The organism is Kocuria sp. KD4, from assembly GCF_011769905.1.
GTDB classification, from domain to species: Bacteria; Actinomycetota; Actinomycetes; order Actinomycetales; family Micrococcaceae; genus Kocuria; species Kocuria marina.
On record NZ_CP050449.1, the window covers coordinates 1,436,680 to 1,452,397 of the forward strand.

11 protein-coding genes are annotated in these 15,718 nt (G+C 69.4%); 9 read left to right on the forward strand and 2 right to left on the reverse strand.

Annotated elements, in window-relative coordinates; genetic code table 11:
* Positions 1–169 precede the first annotated feature (169 nt).
* Together HBK84_RS06570 and HBK84_RS06575 are read right to left on the reverse strand one after the other, a co-directional pair.
* Complete coding sequence (locus HBK84_RS06570; protein ID WP_240918807.1) at positions 170–2,107, reverse strand: S8 family serine peptidase; 1,938 nt, start codon at positions 2,105–2,107, stop codon at positions 170–172.
* A 258-nt stretch (positions 2,108–2,365) separates the two neighbouring features.
* Positions 2,366–2,626: a type B 50S ribosomal protein L31 gene (locus HBK84_RS06575; RefSeq protein ID WP_035962003.1), complete on the reverse strand. Its 261-nt coding sequence runs from the start codon at positions 2,624–2,626 to the stop codon at positions 2,366–2,368.
* A gap of 150 nt (positions 2,627–2,776) precedes the next feature.
* On the opposite strand from HBK84_RS06575, the gene HBK84_RS06580 reads away from it, so the two are divergent.
* From HBK84_RS06580 to wecC, 9 genes are all read left to right on the forward strand, one after another.
* Positions 2,777–4,807 carry a hypothetical protein gene (locus HBK84_RS06580; protein WP_167318478.1) on the forward strand — a complete coding sequence of 677 codons (2,031 nt, stop codon included), beginning with the start codon at positions 2,777–2,779 and terminating at the stop codon, positions 4,805–4,807.
* On the forward strand, positions 4,808–5,872 hold the full coding sequence (locus HBK84_RS06585) for a lipoate--protein ligase family protein (protein ID WP_144931059.1): 1,065 nt from the start codon (positions 4,808–4,810) through the stop codon (positions 5,870–5,872).
* 142 nt (positions 5,873–6,014) lie between these two features.
* Entirely contained in the window at positions 6,015–7,037 is a 1,023-nt protein-coding gene (locus HBK84_RS06590; protein ID WP_370520633.1) for an LCP family protein, read from the forward strand.
* Positions 7,038–7,158: 121 nt separating this feature from the next.
* Positions 7,159–8,574 (forward strand): glycosyltransferase family 4 protein, encoded by a 1,416-nt coding sequence (locus tag HBK84_RS06595; RefSeq protein ID WP_240918809.1) that lies wholly within the window; start codon positions 7,159–7,161, stop codon positions 8,572–8,574.
* Entirely contained in the window at positions 8,571–10,526 is a 1,956-nt protein-coding gene (locus tag HBK84_RS06600) for a glycosyltransferase family 4 protein (RefSeq protein ID WP_167318481.1), read from the forward strand. Before HBK84_RS06595 ends, HBK84_RS06600 begins: the two co-directional genes overlap by 4 nt.
* Positions 10,519–11,421, forward strand: coding sequence for an ABC transporter permease (locus HBK84_RS06605; RefSeq protein ID WP_240918811.1), 903 nt, complete (start codon positions 10,519–10,521; stop codon positions 11,419–11,421). Before HBK84_RS06600 ends, HBK84_RS06605 begins: the two co-directional genes overlap by 8 nt.
* On the forward strand, positions 11,411–12,394 hold the full coding sequence (locus tag HBK84_RS06610) for an ABC transporter ATP-binding protein (protein ID WP_240918813.1): 984 nt from the start codon (positions 11,411–11,413) through the stop codon (positions 12,392–12,394). The genes HBK84_RS06605 and HBK84_RS06610 overlap by 11 nt, the downstream gene beginning before the upstream one ends.
* Complete coding sequence (locus HBK84_RS06615) at positions 12,391–14,316, forward strand: glycosyltransferase (protein WP_167318482.1); 1,926 nt, start codon at positions 12,391–12,393, stop codon at positions 14,314–14,316. Before HBK84_RS06610 ends, HBK84_RS06615 begins: the two co-directional genes overlap by 4 nt.
* Before the next feature lie 88 nt (positions 14,317–14,404).
* Positions 14,405–15,652 (forward strand): UDP-N-acetyl-D-mannosamine dehydrogenase, encoded by a 1,248-nt coding sequence (gene wecC / locus HBK84_RS06620; RefSeq protein ID WP_167318483.1) that lies wholly within the window; start codon positions 14,405–14,407, stop codon positions 15,650–15,652.
* The last annotated feature ends 66 nt before the right edge of the window (positions 15,653–15,718 follow it).

Sequence of the window (15,718 nt, forward strand, 5' to 3'; positions counted from 1 at the left end):
GAGTTGCTGGACGGCGCGGCGGTAGCTGGGAGCTGCGCGAGGCGCAGAGGTGGCAGTGCGCCGTCGGCGGATACGGGCCGGGAATGACCGCAGGGCGGTTCCCCGGGAAGGGAACCGCCCTGCGGTGTTGTCGATGTCCCTCACGAGGGAGGGGCGACCGGGGGAGGGGTCAGCGCGTGGTCCACACCGCGCGCTGGGGGGTCCAGTGGGCGGTCACGCCGTTGGAGAAGCGCTGGTGGACCACACCGTTGGAGGTGTACTCGTCCGTGGCGGGCCAGCCCCAGCCGCGTTCGAGTCCGGCGCGCTTCCAGGCCTTGCCGATGGCTCCGGTCTCCTTCACGGCGTGGGCGCCCGTGGAGGGGCTCCACAGCACCTTGGTCTGCGCGGAGCCCTTGCGGTGCACCTGGTAGGCGCCGCCGGAGATGCGGATCTCGTCGGTGCTGGGGTAGCCGTAGCCGCGCTCACGGCCGGCGGAGATGAACTTCTTGCCCACCAGGGTGGAGTTCTCCAGGATGTGGGCGCCGGTGGCCGAGCTCCAGTAGATGGTGGTCTTGCGACCGTTCCTGGAGAACTCCTGGTAGCGACCACCGTTGGCGGCGTTGGCCTCGTTCATCACGGGGTTGCCCCACTTGGCGGCGCCACCGGTGGCACGCCACTTGGAACCGATCCCACCCGCGGCGGTGTAGGACGCCTGGACGGTGGTGCGAGGCGTGACGGCGCGCACGGCGGCGGCGGGGTCCAGGTTGAGCGAACCCAGCGGGCCGCTCGCGGTGGAGGTCAGCAGCTGCTCGATCCGCGCAGGGGTGAGCCCGGGGTCCCGCTGCTTCATGAGCGCCACGGTGCCGGAGACCAGTGGGGTGGCCATCGAGGTCCCGTAGAGGTTGCCGTACGTAGGAGCACCCGGGACCGTGGTGCCGGAGTTGAAGGTGGAGAGCATGGGGTTGGCGGCGGTCCCGCCCGGGGCCAGGATGTCCACGACCGCGCCGGTGTTGGAGTAGCCGGCGGTGTAGCCCGTGGTGTCCGAGGCGCCTACCACGATGGTGTTCGCGCAGTTGGCGGGAGCCGTGCCACCGGCGTTGACCGAGCTGTTGCCTGCGGCCACGACCACGGGGACCTTACGGCTGACCGCGGTGTTGATTGCGTTTTGCATCGTGGTGCCGCACTGGCCCGGGTAGTTCAGGGACAGGTTGATCACGGACGCGGGATTGCGGTTGGCCGACTGTCCGGCCACGGGAGCACCCGCGGACCACGAGATGCCGTCCGCGATGTCCGAGACCCACCCGTTGGTGCACTTGCCGAGCACGCGCACGGGGAGGATCTTGGCGCCGGGTGCCGCGCCGCTGATCCCCGCACCGTTGTGGGTCACACCGGCGGCGAGACCGGCCACGTGGGTCCCGTGCCACGAGGAGTTGCGGGCTCCGGCGGAGCACTCGCCGGGAGCACTCCAGTCGCCCTCGTCGCGGGGGTTGGCGTCACGCAGGTCGTAGTCGCGGGAGAGGTTCGTGTCGTTGATGAAGTCCCGTCCGGGCACCACCTTGGAGCCCAAGTCCCCGTGCGGGGTGATCCCGGTGTCCAGCACGGCGATGGTCTGTCCGTTGCCGCGGGACATGTCCCACGCGGCGGGGAAGTTCACGCCGCCCTGCTGGGGGAGCAGGCTCCACTGGAACTGGGTATAGGTGTCGTTGGGCACCCAGGACGCGGAGGCGAGCCGGTCCGCTTCCGCGTATTCGACGGCGGGGTTGGCCTCGATCTGGCGCACGAGGTCCTTCTGCTCGGACTCGTCCAACTCGCGGTCCAGTTTGATGACGTCCGCTCGCGTGGTGGTCTGCTTGACGTGTTCCTCGACCTCGGGGGTCTTGGTGTCACCCAGCGCCTGTTGGGCGGCGGTGTCCACGACCTTCTCCTTGGCGGCTTCCGGGGCCGCGGTGTCCCGGAACTTCACGATCACGCGATCGGATTCGGTGGGCGGATCGGAGGGCACCGTGGCGGCGGGGGCGTCCGGGCCGGCGGCAGGGTTGGTGGGTGCGGCCACGGCGGGTTGTGCGGTCAGTGCCAATGCGGCGGTGACCGCGAGAGGCAGGACCGCGCGGCGAACCAAGGCGCCCATGGAACCAGTCGACGGGGGAGTTGTGGCAGGGGGCAGGGGGGAGTGCAGGTGTGCAGAACTCATAGGTGGGGGAGACCTTTCGGTGGTCCCGGCACGAAGGAGGGGGAGCACCGGAACCTGGGGGGATAGAGCCTCGACCATCCTAGGGGAGAGATCACATTTTGATGACGATTGCGTATTTCATGTCGTCACGTGCCCGCACACGACGACGCCCGGCCCACCGAAGGGTGGACCGGGCGTCGGAGGAGAAGTTCGGACTTACTTGCCGGACTTCCCGAAGTTCGCGAACCGCTGGTTGAAGCGCTCCACACGGCCGGCGGAGTCCATGATGCGCTGCTTGCCGGTGTAGAACGGGTGTGACTCGGAAGAGATCTCCACCTCGATGATGGGGTACTCGTTGCCGTCCTCCCACGTCTCCGTCTTGGAGGAGGTGGCGGTGGAACGGGTCAGCACGACCTTGCCAGACGCGAGATCGCGGAACAGGACCGGGTGGTAATCCGGGTGAATGTCAGCCTTCATGGTGTCAACCTTCTGTAGGTGTCTGGATTTTGCCAGGCACGGCGTTGCTCGGATGCGGCGCACCCGAACGTGGGCACACCAACGCACTATGATACGCCCGTGGCGACGCACAGTCGATCCGGGCCGCGCGCATCCCGGTACGCTGGGCCCGTGAGGACCTCCCCCCGCCCTCCCGTCACCCCGGGGCGCACCGCACCGTCACCCAATCCGTCCCGTTCGTCGCAGGCCCCCGCGCGCTCCGGGTCGAGCGCATCGTCCCTCCCACACCGCAGGCTCCCGGTACGACGCCGCGCGCTCGCCATTCTGAGCACCGTCCTGTTGTGCGCGACCGCCTGCGCGGGACCGCGGCCCGACCCGTCCGCGTCGTCGGCGCCCGAGCCCACCGGACCCGTTCCCGGGGTGGCCCGTAATGCGCCGTTGCATGCCGTGGACCCGGGTCTCGTGGCGGCCGCCCGGGACATCCCCGAGACCTATCCGGGGAGTGCACCCCGCAAGAACGATCCCACCGTGCGGGTGACCCTGGGCCGGACGAGTCCCGGGGACGAGGACTACCGGCACGGCTCCGTGGGGCTGTCCTTGGAGTCCACGGATCTGGCGGACCCTCGGCTGGAGGAGGACAATCACGACCTCGTCTCGATCCTGCAGTCCCTCCATGAACCGACCCTGCGCTTCGGTGGCAACTCCACGGACCGGCGCTTCTTCTTCACCTCGACCGACGAACCGATCCCCACCGACTGGCCCCTGGCCAAGGGGGAGAAGATCACGAAGGTCACCCCGACGGACCTGGAACGCGTCGCGGTCCTCGCCCGCCGTACGGGGACGTCCGTGATCCTGAGTGCCAACCTGGCCCGCTACGACCCGGACCGGGCGGCAGATCTGGCGGCGCACGCGCGTGCGGCGTTCGGGGACCGGCTCGTGGGGCTGATGATCGGTAACGAGCCCAACGGGTTTCACCGGGGCTCGGACGACCCCCTCAACGTCAAGGGACCGGAGTGGAACCGGACGGTCTACGCTCGTCAACTCACCGCCTACGCCCGCGCGGTGCACCGGAAGGTTCCGCACCTGCGCATCGTGGCACCGGGGGCCTATTCCGATCCGTGGTGGGAAATCGCCGCCGGGGCCCCGGGCACGGCTCCCTTCGCGCTCGCACTGCACCAATACCCACTCTCCGAGTGCGGGACGCGGTGGACCCGGCAGAAGCCCACGGTGACCAACGCGGTGGCCCCGCAGACCCGCGAGCGCGTGGACGCCCTGGTCTCCCGCGCCCGCTCCGTGGCGGACGAGCACCGCGTACCGCTGTGGATCACCGAGACATCGCTGTCCTCGTGCCCCGGCGGGAACCAGATCACGGAGACCCTGGCCGCCGCCGTCTACCAGGCCGACTACTCCGTCCGGGTCCAGGCGCTCGCCGCGGAACGGGTCACCGCGCACTCGTCCCTGGGCCCGTGCCACGGTGGCCCGCCCATGTCCCCGCTGTGCTCGGACGGCACCGTGGGCTCGCCCGGCGAACGCTTCGGGCTGCGCGCCAACGGCCTCGCGCTCGCGTTGATCGCGAGCATTCCGCAGGGCACCATGACTCCGGCGCGCACCGGGTCCGAGGACCTCACGGCGTTCGCGGTGACCCACGCGGACGGGAGCACCTCGCTCGTGCTCTCCGACTTCCGGGACCCGGCCACCGCGGGCCCCCGCACCACCACGGTCACCACGCCCGGGCCGGTGCAGCGCGTCACGCAGTCCCAGTTGCGCGGCGGCTCGTGGCGCGCCACCGCTCCGGTGAGCGACGCCGCGGACGCCCCGGGCTCACCCGACGGCGCTACAGCCGGGGAGCAGGCGACGGACGACGCCGCACCGGGGGCGACGCCGTCGTACCCCGCGGACCCGCGCGTGCACCTGAGCGTGGAGAACGCACTACGCCCCTCGGCCGACGGCGCGGTGAGCGTGGACGGCTACGGCCTGCCCATCACCCCGCCCGCCGACCGACCCGAGGTCGCTGGGGTGCGGTCGGGAGCGACGTCGTTCGCGGTCTCGCTGCCCGCCGGCACCACCACAGTGCTTACCATCGAGACGAAACACGCCACGGCCCGGCCGAGCGCCACCGCGTCACCCTCCAGGGACGGGACCCCCACCCCGAAGGCCACACCGGGGGTGCCCCGGGCCACCACACGCAGCGGAGGTCAGTGAATGAACACGACGAGCGCACACGGGGAGTACAAGGTCCCCGGCGGGAAACTGGTGGTCGCGGACTTCGACGTCACGGACGGACACCTGGAGAACGTGTCCATCAACGGGGACTTCTTCCTGGAACCGGACGAGGCGCTCGCGGACATCAATGCGGCTCTGACCGGTCTGGCCGAGGACACGTCCCCGCAGGACATGGTCAAGCGGATTGAGGCGGCCGTGCCGCGCGACGCTGTGCTGTTCGGCTTCGACGCGCGCGCCGTGGTGATCGCGGTGCGCCGCGCGCTGGACCGGGCCACGAGCTGGTCCGATCACGCGTGGGAGGTGATCCCCGCGCAGGTGCGCCCCACCCTCGAGAACCTCGCGCTGGACGAGGTGCTCGCCAAGGAGGTGGGCGCGGGACACCGCCATCCCACGCTGCGGATCTGGGACTGGGACGAGCCCGCCGTGGTGATCGGATCGTTCCAGTCCGTGCGCAACGAGGTGGACCCGGAGGGGGCCGCGCGTCACGGGATACAGGTGGTACGCCGGGTCTCCGGGGGTGGGGCCATGTTCATGGAGGCCGGTAACTGCATCACGTACTCGCTGTACGTGCCGCAGACCCTGGTGGACGGGATGAGTTTCGCGGATTCCTACCCGTTCCTGGACGCGTGGGTCATGCAGGCCTTCGCGGACCTGGGGGTCGAGGCGTTCTATGTACCACTCAATGACATCGCCACGCCCCAGGGCAAGATCGGGGGAGCGGCGCAGAAGCGCTTCGCCAACGGCGGGATGGTGCATCACGTGACCATGAGTTACGACATCGACGCCGAGAAGATGACGGACGTGTTGCGCATCGGCAAGGAGAAGCTCTCGGACAAGGGCACCCGCTCCGCGAAGAAGCGCGTGGACCCGTTGCGACGCCAAACGGGGCTGGCCCGCCGGGACGTGATCTCGGCGCTGACCCGCACGTTCACGCATCGCTACTCGGCCGGTGTTGGTAAGGTCTCAGACAGCGAACTCGCCGCCGCCCGGGAGCTGGTGGAGCACAAATTCGGGACCGAGGGATGGATTCACCGCGTGCCGTAGGTACTATGTGCGATAGCAATCAACGGCTCCGCTGACCGACGGCCCGCCCCCGGGACGTGATCCCCAGCGTCGCCGTGGCGGCAGCGTTGTCCGGTGAGTGTCGCTCGATTCCGACCCCCCACCCACGGAGTGCCACGTGTCCATGAACCAGTTCGAGTTCGACGAAGAACAGTCCCGCCCGCGCGGAAAACACACCGGACGCAACATCCTGCTCACGGTGCTGGCCCTCCTGCTGGTGCTGGGCGTGGTCGCCGGTCTGTTCGTGTGGAACCTGGGTCGCAACTTCGATCGTGGGGCCTCGACCCTGGAATCGGCGTTCCCCGAGGAGTCGGCCCGCCCGGCCAAGGGCTCCGCCCAGGACGCCGGCACCACCGTGTTGCTCCTGGGTTCGGACAAGCGCCCCGACGGTGTGGACCCCAACGTCACCGGCTCCCGCGCGGACTCCATCATGCTGCTGCACATCCCCGAGGACGGGGGGCAGATGTACGTCATGTCCATCATGCGCGACACGTGGGTGGACATCCCCGGGGTGGGGGAGTCCAAGATCAACGCCGCCCTGGACCACGGCGGGATGCCGCTCATGGTCGAGACCATCGAGCAGAACTTCGGGACCCGCGTGGACGAGGTCGCGCTCGTGGACTTCGCGGGCTTCGAAGGCCTCACCAATGCCCTGGGCGGGGTGACGGTCAACGTCCCCGAGGCCTTCACTTCTCAGGACGGACACCGCTTCGAGGCCGGGCCCCAGGAGCTGAGCGGGGAACAGGCGCTCGCGTTCGTGCGGGAGCGCTATGCGTTCTCGGACGGTGACTACCAGCGGGTGCGCAATCAGCGCGCGTACCTGCAGGCCATGATCAACAAGCTCGTCAGCGCCGGCACCCTGACCAATCCGCTGAAACTCAACGAGGTGGTCAAGGAGATCTCCCCGTACCTGACCGTGAGTGACGGCCTCACCTCCGGGTGGATCGCCCAACAGGCCCCCAAGCTCGTGGGCCTGAGCAGCAGTGACATCCACATGTTCACGGTGCCCAACAACGGCGTGGGCACCTCCGCGGACGGCCAGTCGATCATCGTCGCGGACACCGACGCCATGCAACGGATCGGCAAGGCCATCTCCGACGGCACCCTGGACCAGTACGCCACGTCCCTGGACCAGCAAGGCCAGTAACCGCTCGACCACCCCCACCCATCCCGACTCGTGACCCCCCCGCGAGAGGCCCATGAACCGCACACAACCCCCCGCAACCGGTACCTCACCGGGTGAGCAGCCTCCGTTGAGGGTGCTGCTCATGGCCAGTTCTTACTGGCCCGAGCACTCGCCGCCCCAGCGGCGGTGGTACTCGCTCGTGAGCCACCTGCGGGAGCGGGGGTGGACCGTGTCCGTGGTGTGTCCCGTGGCGCACTACGGGGCGGGCCCGGACTACTCGACGCAGACGCGCGGTCGGGCGTGGCGGCGGCAGGCGGGGTTCCTGGGTGAACACATCTACCGGGTGCCCTACGTGTTCCTCGGGGACAATCGTGCCGGGAAGTTGCTGGACCAGCTCGTGAGCGCGGCCGCGTCCGTGGCGCGCGGGCTGTTCACGGGCCGCCAAAACATCGTGGTGGTCACGGCGCCGTCGTTACCGTTGCTGGCGTCCGCGTTGCTCGTGGCGCGCGTCAAGGGGATCCCCCTGGTCGTGGAGATGCGGGACGCGTGGCCCAACCTGGCCGAGGACGCCTCCCTGGTGCGCGGCGGGTCCAAGTCCGTGGTCAACCGCGCCGTGGTGTACGTGCAGAACCGCGCGGACCTCGTGGTCACGGTGACCCAGGGTTTCGCGAGCACCCTGCGCGAACGAGGGGTGCACAACGTGGTCACGGTGCGCAACGGCATCCTCCTGGAGCGCACACCGCAGCTGCCCCCGCCTCCGGCACGACGGCGCGGGCTGCGGGTGCTGTACCTGGGCAACCACGGCGAGTCCCAGTCCCTGGACCGGCTCATCCGCGCCGCCCACCTGGCCGGGGACTCGGTCCGTCTCACACTCGTGGGTCACGGCAGCCGCAAGCCCGCACTGCAGCAGCTGGCGCACCGGCTCGGCGCCAACGTGGAGTTCCTGCCCCCGGAGTACCGCGAGCGCGTGTTCGAGCGTTATCGCGACGCGGATTCGGTCGTGATCTCCCTGCGTGACGACTGGAAGTCGTTCGAGGACACCATCCCCTCCAAGACCTACGAGGTGCTCGCCGTGGGCCGGCACATCACCGCGGTCGTTCGCGGCGAGGCCGCCCACGTGCTCACCGACGCGGGCGAGGGGGACATCGTGGCCTCCGATCCCGAGCGGATCGCCGCGCTGTGGCGCGCGCTCGAGGCCGATCGTTCGCGGCTGGTCCCCAGTGGGTCCGGCCGGGAATGGGTGCGGCACAACGCGGACTACGCGGACCTGTCCGTGCAGTACGACCAGCACCTGCGCGCCACCGTCCGCGAGTATTCCCGCGTGTGCGGTCAGGGCGTGCTGCCCCGCCTGGGCAGGGTGCTGCGTGCCGTCACGCGCGGCGTCGCGGGGGCGGGTTCGCGCGAGTCGCCGTTCACCGCCCGTACGGCCGACGGCGGCGCTGCGCAGGGTCGTCCCGCCGCCGAGGCGGATTCCGGCACCCCTGATACCGACCACGCCTCTCGACGCCAGGGCGTCGAGGGCGGGAGCCTCGGTGGCGTCGAGCGGATGGCCTCATGAGCTCACGGCGCCGCGAACGGTCCCGTGAACTCGCGGTCAACTCGTGGCTCACGGCTCGCACGATCGGCCAGCACGTCACCGACGACCCCGTGGTCTTCTGGTTGCAGGTCTCCCGCCGGTTGCCGCGGCGCTGGGTCACCCCCGCGGCCCGGATCCTCTCACGGGTTCCCGGCCCGCGTTGTCTCGCCGCCCGGGCCACCGCCCTGCATGTCCTGGGGGACGACGACGCCGCTCGCGCCGCCCTCTCCCGCGCCCTCGCCTCCGCGGGGGACCCGGGTCACGAGCACCGGGAACATGCAGGGCCGGACCAGACGCGTCCGGGCCCGCCGCGGCCGAGAACGGCGCTGGGCGCCCTGGCGCGGGGGGGCAGGAACGGGGACACAGCGGCGTCGTTACGCGGCGGCGCGGAAGTGGCCCTGAGCATGGGGGACACCGGCCTCACCGCGAGCTTGCTCGCCGTACTCCCCGCCGACCATCCGGGAGCGGCTGCGACCCGCGCGCGCCTCGAGTGGTACCACGGCAATGTGGACCGCGCCGTGGAGGTGCTGGGCGACGCCGAGGCCCTCCGGCGGGCTACCCGCGGTGAACGAGCCCTCGCGCGCCGCCTGGCCGCCGAGCGGGACCTGCTGGGCGACTTCTTCCCGCGGCTGGAACCTGTCCGCGATTACCGGCCCAGGGACCGCACCGTGCTCTACGCCGTGACCAACTCCCTACCGCACACCGCGAGCGGCTACGCGCAGCGCTCGCACTCGTACCTCACCGCACTGCGGGACGAGGGGTGGGACGTCCACGCCATGACCCGCCCGGGGTACCCCGTGCAGGTGGGCAAGGTGCTCGCCCGCCACACAGACGTCGTGGACGGGATCCCGTACCACCGCGTGCTCCCGCGGCGGCTGTCCGCGACCGCCACGGGACGTGTGCAGCAACACGCGCACGCGCTGCTGGAGCTCGCGCTGCGCACGCGGCCCGCTGTCCTGCACACCACGAGCCACTATGTCAACGCGTTGGCCGTACACGCGGTGGCCCAGGCTTTGGGTATCCCGTGGGTCTACGAGGTTCGCGGACTCCTCGCGGACACGTGGGCCGCGACCCGTCCGCCGGAGGCCCTCACGTCCGAGCGCTACGAGCGCTTCCAGGCTCGCGAGGCGTGGGCCGTGACCACCGCGGACCGCACCGTGACGCTGGGCACGGAAATGGCCCGGCGACTCGAGGAGCTGCCTACACCGGCATCCGCCTCCGAAAACCCCCTGCGCGTGGACCTGGCCCCCAACGCCGTGGGCGGGGCCCTCGTGGAGAACGCACCGTCCCGACACGACGCCCGCGCCGCCCTGGGCCTCGCCCAGGAGACGTTTCTGATCGGCACCGTGACCTCCGTGGTGGACTACGAGGGCATTGATGACCTGTTGCGCGCCGCGGCCCAACTGCGCCCGCACGTACCGTCCCTGGCGGTGCTCGTGGTGGGGGACGGCGTGGCCCGCCCCACCCTGCAGCGGTTGGCCCGCGAGCTCGGTCTCGAGGACGTCGTGACCTTCACCGGCCGCGTGGACCGAGCCCTCGCACCGCAGTACACCGCGGCCCTGGACGTCTTTGTGATCCCGCGCAAGGACCGCTCCGTGACCCGCGCGGTGACCCCGCTGAAGCCGGTCGAGGCCATGGCTGCGCGCACCGCCGTGGTCGCAAGTGATCTGCCCGCCCTGCGCGAGAGCGTGCGCCACGACGAGACCGGGCTGCTCACACCGCCCGAGGACCCGGACACCCTTGCCGAGACACTGTTCGGCCTGGCCCGGGACCCCGAGCGCCGCGAACGCCTCGCGAACGCCGGACGGGACTGGGTGGTCGCACACAGGACGTGGCGGGTGATCGCCCAGCAGGCCTCCACGCGATATGGTGAATTGAATAAAGACGTCCCCCGGACGGCTACCCACCCCCCGAGGAGACCGACGCATGACTAGCAGCACCGCCCAGGTCAGCGGGGGACACGGGCAACCGGAGGACCGCACCGTCGAGACCTTCGACCCCACCGCGATGCACGCCGTGGGCGCCCGCCCGCCCCTGCGTAAGTACCTCCAGGACCTGTGGGGCTCCCGTCACTTCATCCTCTACGACGCCCGTGTCCGCCTGGCCGTGAGCCAGGACCACACCCTGCTGGGCAAGGTGTGGATCGTGCTCAACCCACTGCTACTGGGCTTTACGTTCTATGTGATCTTCGGACTGCTGCTGCGTACCGGACGCGGGATCGACAACTTCGTGGCGTTCATCGTGCTCGGTCTGACGATGTTCATGTACAGCTCTCGCTCCGTGGTCTCGGTCTCCCGCTCCATGACCTCCGCCAAGGCGCTCGTGCGTGGCTTCATGTTCCCGCGTGCCGCGCTCACGCTGTCCATCGTGGTGCGGGATGCCATGACCCAGCTCTACGCTCTCGCGGCGATCCTGGTGTTCCTGCTGATCGTCCCGCCCCTGGAGCCCATCTCGTGGACGTGGCTGCTGCTGATCCCCGTCTTCGTACTGCAGAGCATCTTCAACTGGGGACTGGGCATGCTCCTGGCCCCGGCGGTGCACCGGATCCCGGACGTCTCCAACATCCTGTCCTTCGTCATGCGGCTGTGGATGTACTCGTCCGGCATCTTCTACGACCCTTCCCGCTTCGTGGACGACGAGCGCATTCTGGCCCTGTTCCACTTCAACCCCCTGTACCAGGTGCTCTACATCAGCCGCGATCTGGTGCTGCGCGCGCAGGTTCCCAGCTGGTCCTCGTGGGCCGTGTTGGTCACGGCATCCCTCGGGATCCTGATCATCGGTTTCCTCGTGTTCTGGCGCAACGAGGAGAGCTACGCGGATGAACGCTAGGCACGACGACGTCGCGTCGCACACCCCGGGTAAGTCGGGCGTTTCCGCGCAGCGCCTCAGCGGTGTGCCCGCCCCCGGCGAGGGCGCTCCCGCCCCCGGCGACGGCGCTCCCGCACCTGCGCGGGAACCCGGCGCCGGGCCCGCCGTGGTGATCGACCACGTGAGCATGATCTACAACGTCACGTCCACGGGCGGTGGGGACGAGGTCCCGGTCTCCGCGCCGGTGCGATGGGCCCGGCGAGCGCTCGGGCGGCCCCCGATCGTGCGTAACCTGGCCGTCCACGACGTCACGCTCGCGGTACACCAGGGCGAGTTCGTGGGGTTCATCGGGCGCAACGGGTCCGGGAAGTCCACGCTCATGAACATCGTGGCCGGGCAGATGAATCCTACGTCGGGGCGGGTCTATTCGGTGGACACCCCCGTGAAACTGGGGGTCAACGTCTCCCTGGTCCCGGCGCTGTCCGGGGAGAAGAACATCCGCCTGGGCTGCCTGGCGCAGGGTATGCACCCGCGCCGGGTGGACGAATTGTTGCCCGAGCTCGTGGAGGTAGCTGCGCTGGGCAAAGCCATCCACTGGCCCATGAAGGCGTACTCCTCCGGGATGGCCGCGCGCTTGCGGTTCGCCGTGGCCACCGCCACAGACCCGCACATCCTCATCCTGGACGAGGCTCTGTCCACCGGGGACGCCCAGTTCCGCGAACGCGGGCAGGCCCGCATGGCCCAGATCCGCGAACAAGCCGGGTGTGTGCTGTTCGTGTCCCACTCGATGAACGAGGTACGGGAGATGTGCACCCGGGTGGTGTGGCTGGACCAGGGGGACACACTCATGGACGGGGACCCCGAGACCGTCACGGAGGAGTACGAGCAGTTCATGAAGCAGCTCGCCGCCGGCAACAACCTGGCCGCCCACAAACGTAAGTTCGAGCTGATGGATCGGCTCGTGCGCACCGAACTGCGGGAGGTGCACGCGTGAGTCCCCGCTCGCTGACCGGTGATCTGCGCACCCAGTTGTGGCACCTGCGCCACGGCGGGGTGTCCCAGTGGCGGACCTACCGGCGCCGGGCGGGACTGCCCGCGGGACCGTCCGCGAGCGCCGTCGTCACCGGAGCCGGCCGCGACGCCGCCTCCGCCGGGAACGACGGCGCGCAGCGCACGGTCTCGTTCACGGCGCAGGAGTGGCCCGAGCGCGAACCGGTGCGCGGGGACCTCACCGCCGCGGTGATCCTGGACGACTTCTCCTTGCGTGCCTTCCACTACGAGTGGCACCAGGTGGTGCTCACACGGCGGAACTGGCGCGCCGAACTGGCTGCGCAGCCCGTGGACCTGCTGTTCGTGGAGTCCGCGTGGCACGGCAACGCGGACGAGTGGCAGTACCAGCTCACCGGGACCTCGGGCGTGAAGGAGTCGATGCGCGAGCTCGTGGCCCACTGCCGCGAGCAGGGGATCCCTACGGTGTTCTGGAACAAGGAGGACCCGCCGCACTACGAGGACTTCCTGGAGTGCGCGCGACTGTTCGACACCGTGTTCACCACGGACGTCAACAAGATTCCCGACTACCACCGGGACCTGGGGCATGAGCGCGTGGGGGTGCTGCCCTTCGCTGCGCAACCCGCCGTGCACAACCCCGCGCGGCCCCGCAACGGGTTCCACGAACGGGACGTGGCCTTCGGGGGGATGTACTTCGCCCACAAGTTCCCCGAGCGGCGCGAGCAGATGGACGTGCTGCTCGGCGGCGCACATGATGCCTCGGCGAAACTTGACAGGGGGCTCGAGATCTTCTCCCGCTACCTGGGCCAGGACGAGCGCTACCAGTTCCCCGAGCCCCTGGACCAGCATGTGGTGGGCTCGCTGGGTTACGACCAGATGCTCACCGCCTACAAGGCGTACCGGGTCTTCCTCAACGTGAACTCGGTCGTGGATTCCCCGTCCATGTGCGCGCGGAGGATCTTCGAGATCACCGCGTGCGGCACCCCCGTGGTCTCCACACCGTCCGAGGCCGTGCGACGGTATTTCTCCCACGACCAACTGTCCGTTGTTGCGGACCGCGAGCACGCCGCGGACGTCATCCGTGCCCTCGTGCGCAGCCCGGAACTGGCAGATCGCATGGTCCACCGCGCGCAGCGCGAGATCTGGGCGCAGCACACTTACACGCACCGCGTGGAGACGATTGTGGAACGCGCCGTCCCGCAGCTCGCCGTCGCCCGCACCCGGCCCAACGTCACCGTGTTGCTGTGCACCAACCGCCCGCATCGACTCCCGGACGCCCTGCGCGGGATCGCGGCCCAGGTGGACGTGGAGCTGGACGTGGTGCTCGTGGCCCACGGCTTCGACCCGCGGGCGCGGGACGTCCAGCGCGTCGTCGAGGACTGCGGGATCCAGCGCGTGACCACCGTGGCCGCGGACGCGTCCCTCACGCTGGGGGAGTGCCTCAACCTCGCGGTCGAGCACGCCACCGGGGACGTGCTGTCCAAGATGGACGACGACGACTACTACGCCCCGCGCTACCTCGCCGACCTCCTGGACGCCCTGCGTTACGCAAACGCGGACGTGGTGGGCAAGCAGGGGCACTACATGTACGTGGAGTCTCAGGACGCCACCCTGGTGCGCTTCCCACACCGCGAGCACCGATACACGGACTTCGTCATGGGGCCCACGATCACGGGCTACCGCGAGGTCTTCCGGCAGATCCCGTTCCAGCGGCGCAGCACGGGGGAGGACACGTCCTTCCTGGCCGCGGTGCGCGAAGCCGGCTACGTCATCTACTCGGCGGACCGCTTCAATTTCGTCCAGTTCCGCGGCTCGGACAGCCACACGTGGCAGGTGTCCGACGCCGCTGCGCTGGCCTCGGGACGTGTCGTCATGTTCGGGGACAGCACCCGTCATGTGACGATATGATCCTAAGGATTCTGCATGTTTACGTTGAAAATGAATGGAAGTTCCGGTCAATCGGAACGAACCAGCAAACGCGTGGTGAGGTGCGTCAATGAGTGAGCCGTTGGAAGTCGTGTTCGTGGGGCTGGGGTACATCGGTCTACCCACCGCGGTGGTCATGGCGAATCACGGGGTGCGGGTCCACGGCGTGGACGTGAACGCCTCCGCGGTGGAGCGGATCCAGCGCGGCGAGGTCACGATCGTGGAGTCGGGGCTCGAGGAGCAGCTCAAGAAGGCGATCGACAGCGGCCAACTCACCGCGACGACCGAGATGCAGCACGGTGACGCGTTCGTGATCGCGGTGCCCACCCCGTTCAAGGAGAACTACGAGGGCGACCTGTCCTACATCCTCTCCGCCGCGGAATCCATCGCCCCGCAGCTGCGCGGGGACGAGACCGTGATCCTCGAATCCACCTCCCCGCCGCGCACCACCCAGACGCTCGCCCGTAAGATCATGGAGCTGCGGCCGGACCTGTCCCTGGACGGCGAGGACGGCAAGCCCGTGGTGTACTTCGCGTACTGCCCCGAGCGCATCCTGCCGGGCAAGGCGCTCGAGGAACTGATCAGCAACGACCGCATCATCGGCGGCAGCACCCCCGAGGCCGCGCGCCGCGCCAAGGAGGTCTACGCGTCCTTCTGTCAGGGTGAACTGCTCGCCACGGACGACGTCACGGCGGAGTTGTCCAAGCTCACGGAGAACTCGTTCCGTGACGTGAACATCGCGTTCGCGAACGAGCTGTCCCTGATCGCGGACACGTTGGGCATCGACGTGTGGGAGCTCATCGAGCTGGCCAACCACCACCCGCGCGTGAACATCCTGCAGCCCGGCCCCGGTGTGGGCGGGCACTGCATCGCGGTGGACCCCTGGTTCATCGTGGCCGCGGACCGGGAGAACTCCAACCTGATCCGCACCGCCCGCGAGGTCAACGATGGTAAGCCGAAGTGGGTCATCTCCAAGGTGGAGGAAGCCTGCTCCCACGTGGAGTCCCCGGTGATCGCAGCCCTGGGCCTCGCGTTCAAGGCCAACATCGACGACCTCCGTGAATCCCCGGCCATGAACATCACCAAGGACCTGGCCGAGCACGTGAGCCACGCGACGGTCCTGGCCGTGGAGCCGAATGTCTCCGAGCTGCCGAAGGGTCTGCAAGGCCTGGCGAATGTGGAGTTCGCGGACTACCAGGACGCCATCGAGCGCGCGGACGTGGTCCTGCTGCTCGTGGACCACGACGAGTTCAAGACCCTGCCGGCCACCGCTCTGAAGGGCAAGGCCGTGGTGGACACCAAGGGTCTGTGGCGCTGAGTCACTGAGGCGGGGGCGGTGGGAGCACCGTCCCCGCCGCCCCCGCATCGTCTTCTCGCGCGCACC

Bases quoted from the DNA above. Each gene is read 5' to 3' on its own strand.
- HBK84_RS06570 (WP_240918807.1), bottom strand. From the start codon at position 2,107: ATGGGCGCCTTGGTTCGCCGCGCGGTCCTGCCTCTCGCGGTCACCGCC.
- HBK84_RS06575 (WP_035962003.1), bottom strand. From the start codon at position 2,626: ATGAAGGCTGACATTCACCCGGATTACCACCCGGTCCTGTTCCGCGAT.
- HBK84_RS06585 (WP_144931059.1), top strand. From the start codon at position 4,808: ATGAACACGACGAGCGCACACGGGGAGTACAAGGTCCCCGGCGGGAAA.
- HBK84_RS06590 (WP_370520633.1), top strand. From the start codon at position 6,015: ATGAACCAGTTCGAGTTCGACGAAGAACAGTCCCGCCCGCGCGGAAAA.
- HBK84_RS06595 (WP_240918809.1), top strand. From the start codon at position 7,159: ATGGCCAGTTCTTACTGGCCCGAGCACTCGCCGCCCCAGCGGCGGTGG.
- HBK84_RS06600 (WP_167318481.1), top strand. From the start codon at position 8,571: ATGAGCTCACGGCGCCGCGAACGGTCCCGTGAACTCGCGGTCAACTCG.
- HBK84_RS06605 (WP_240918811.1), top strand. From the start codon at position 10,519: ATGACTAGCAGCACCGCCCAGGTCAGCGGGGGACACGGGCAACCGGAG.
- HBK84_RS06610 (WP_240918813.1), top strand. From the start codon at position 11,411: ATGAACGCTAGGCACGACGACGTCGCGTCGCACACCCCGGGTAAGTCG.
- wecC (WP_167318483.1), top strand. From the start codon at position 14,405: ATGAGTGAGCCGTTGGAAGTCGTGTTCGTGGGGCTGGGGTACATCGGT.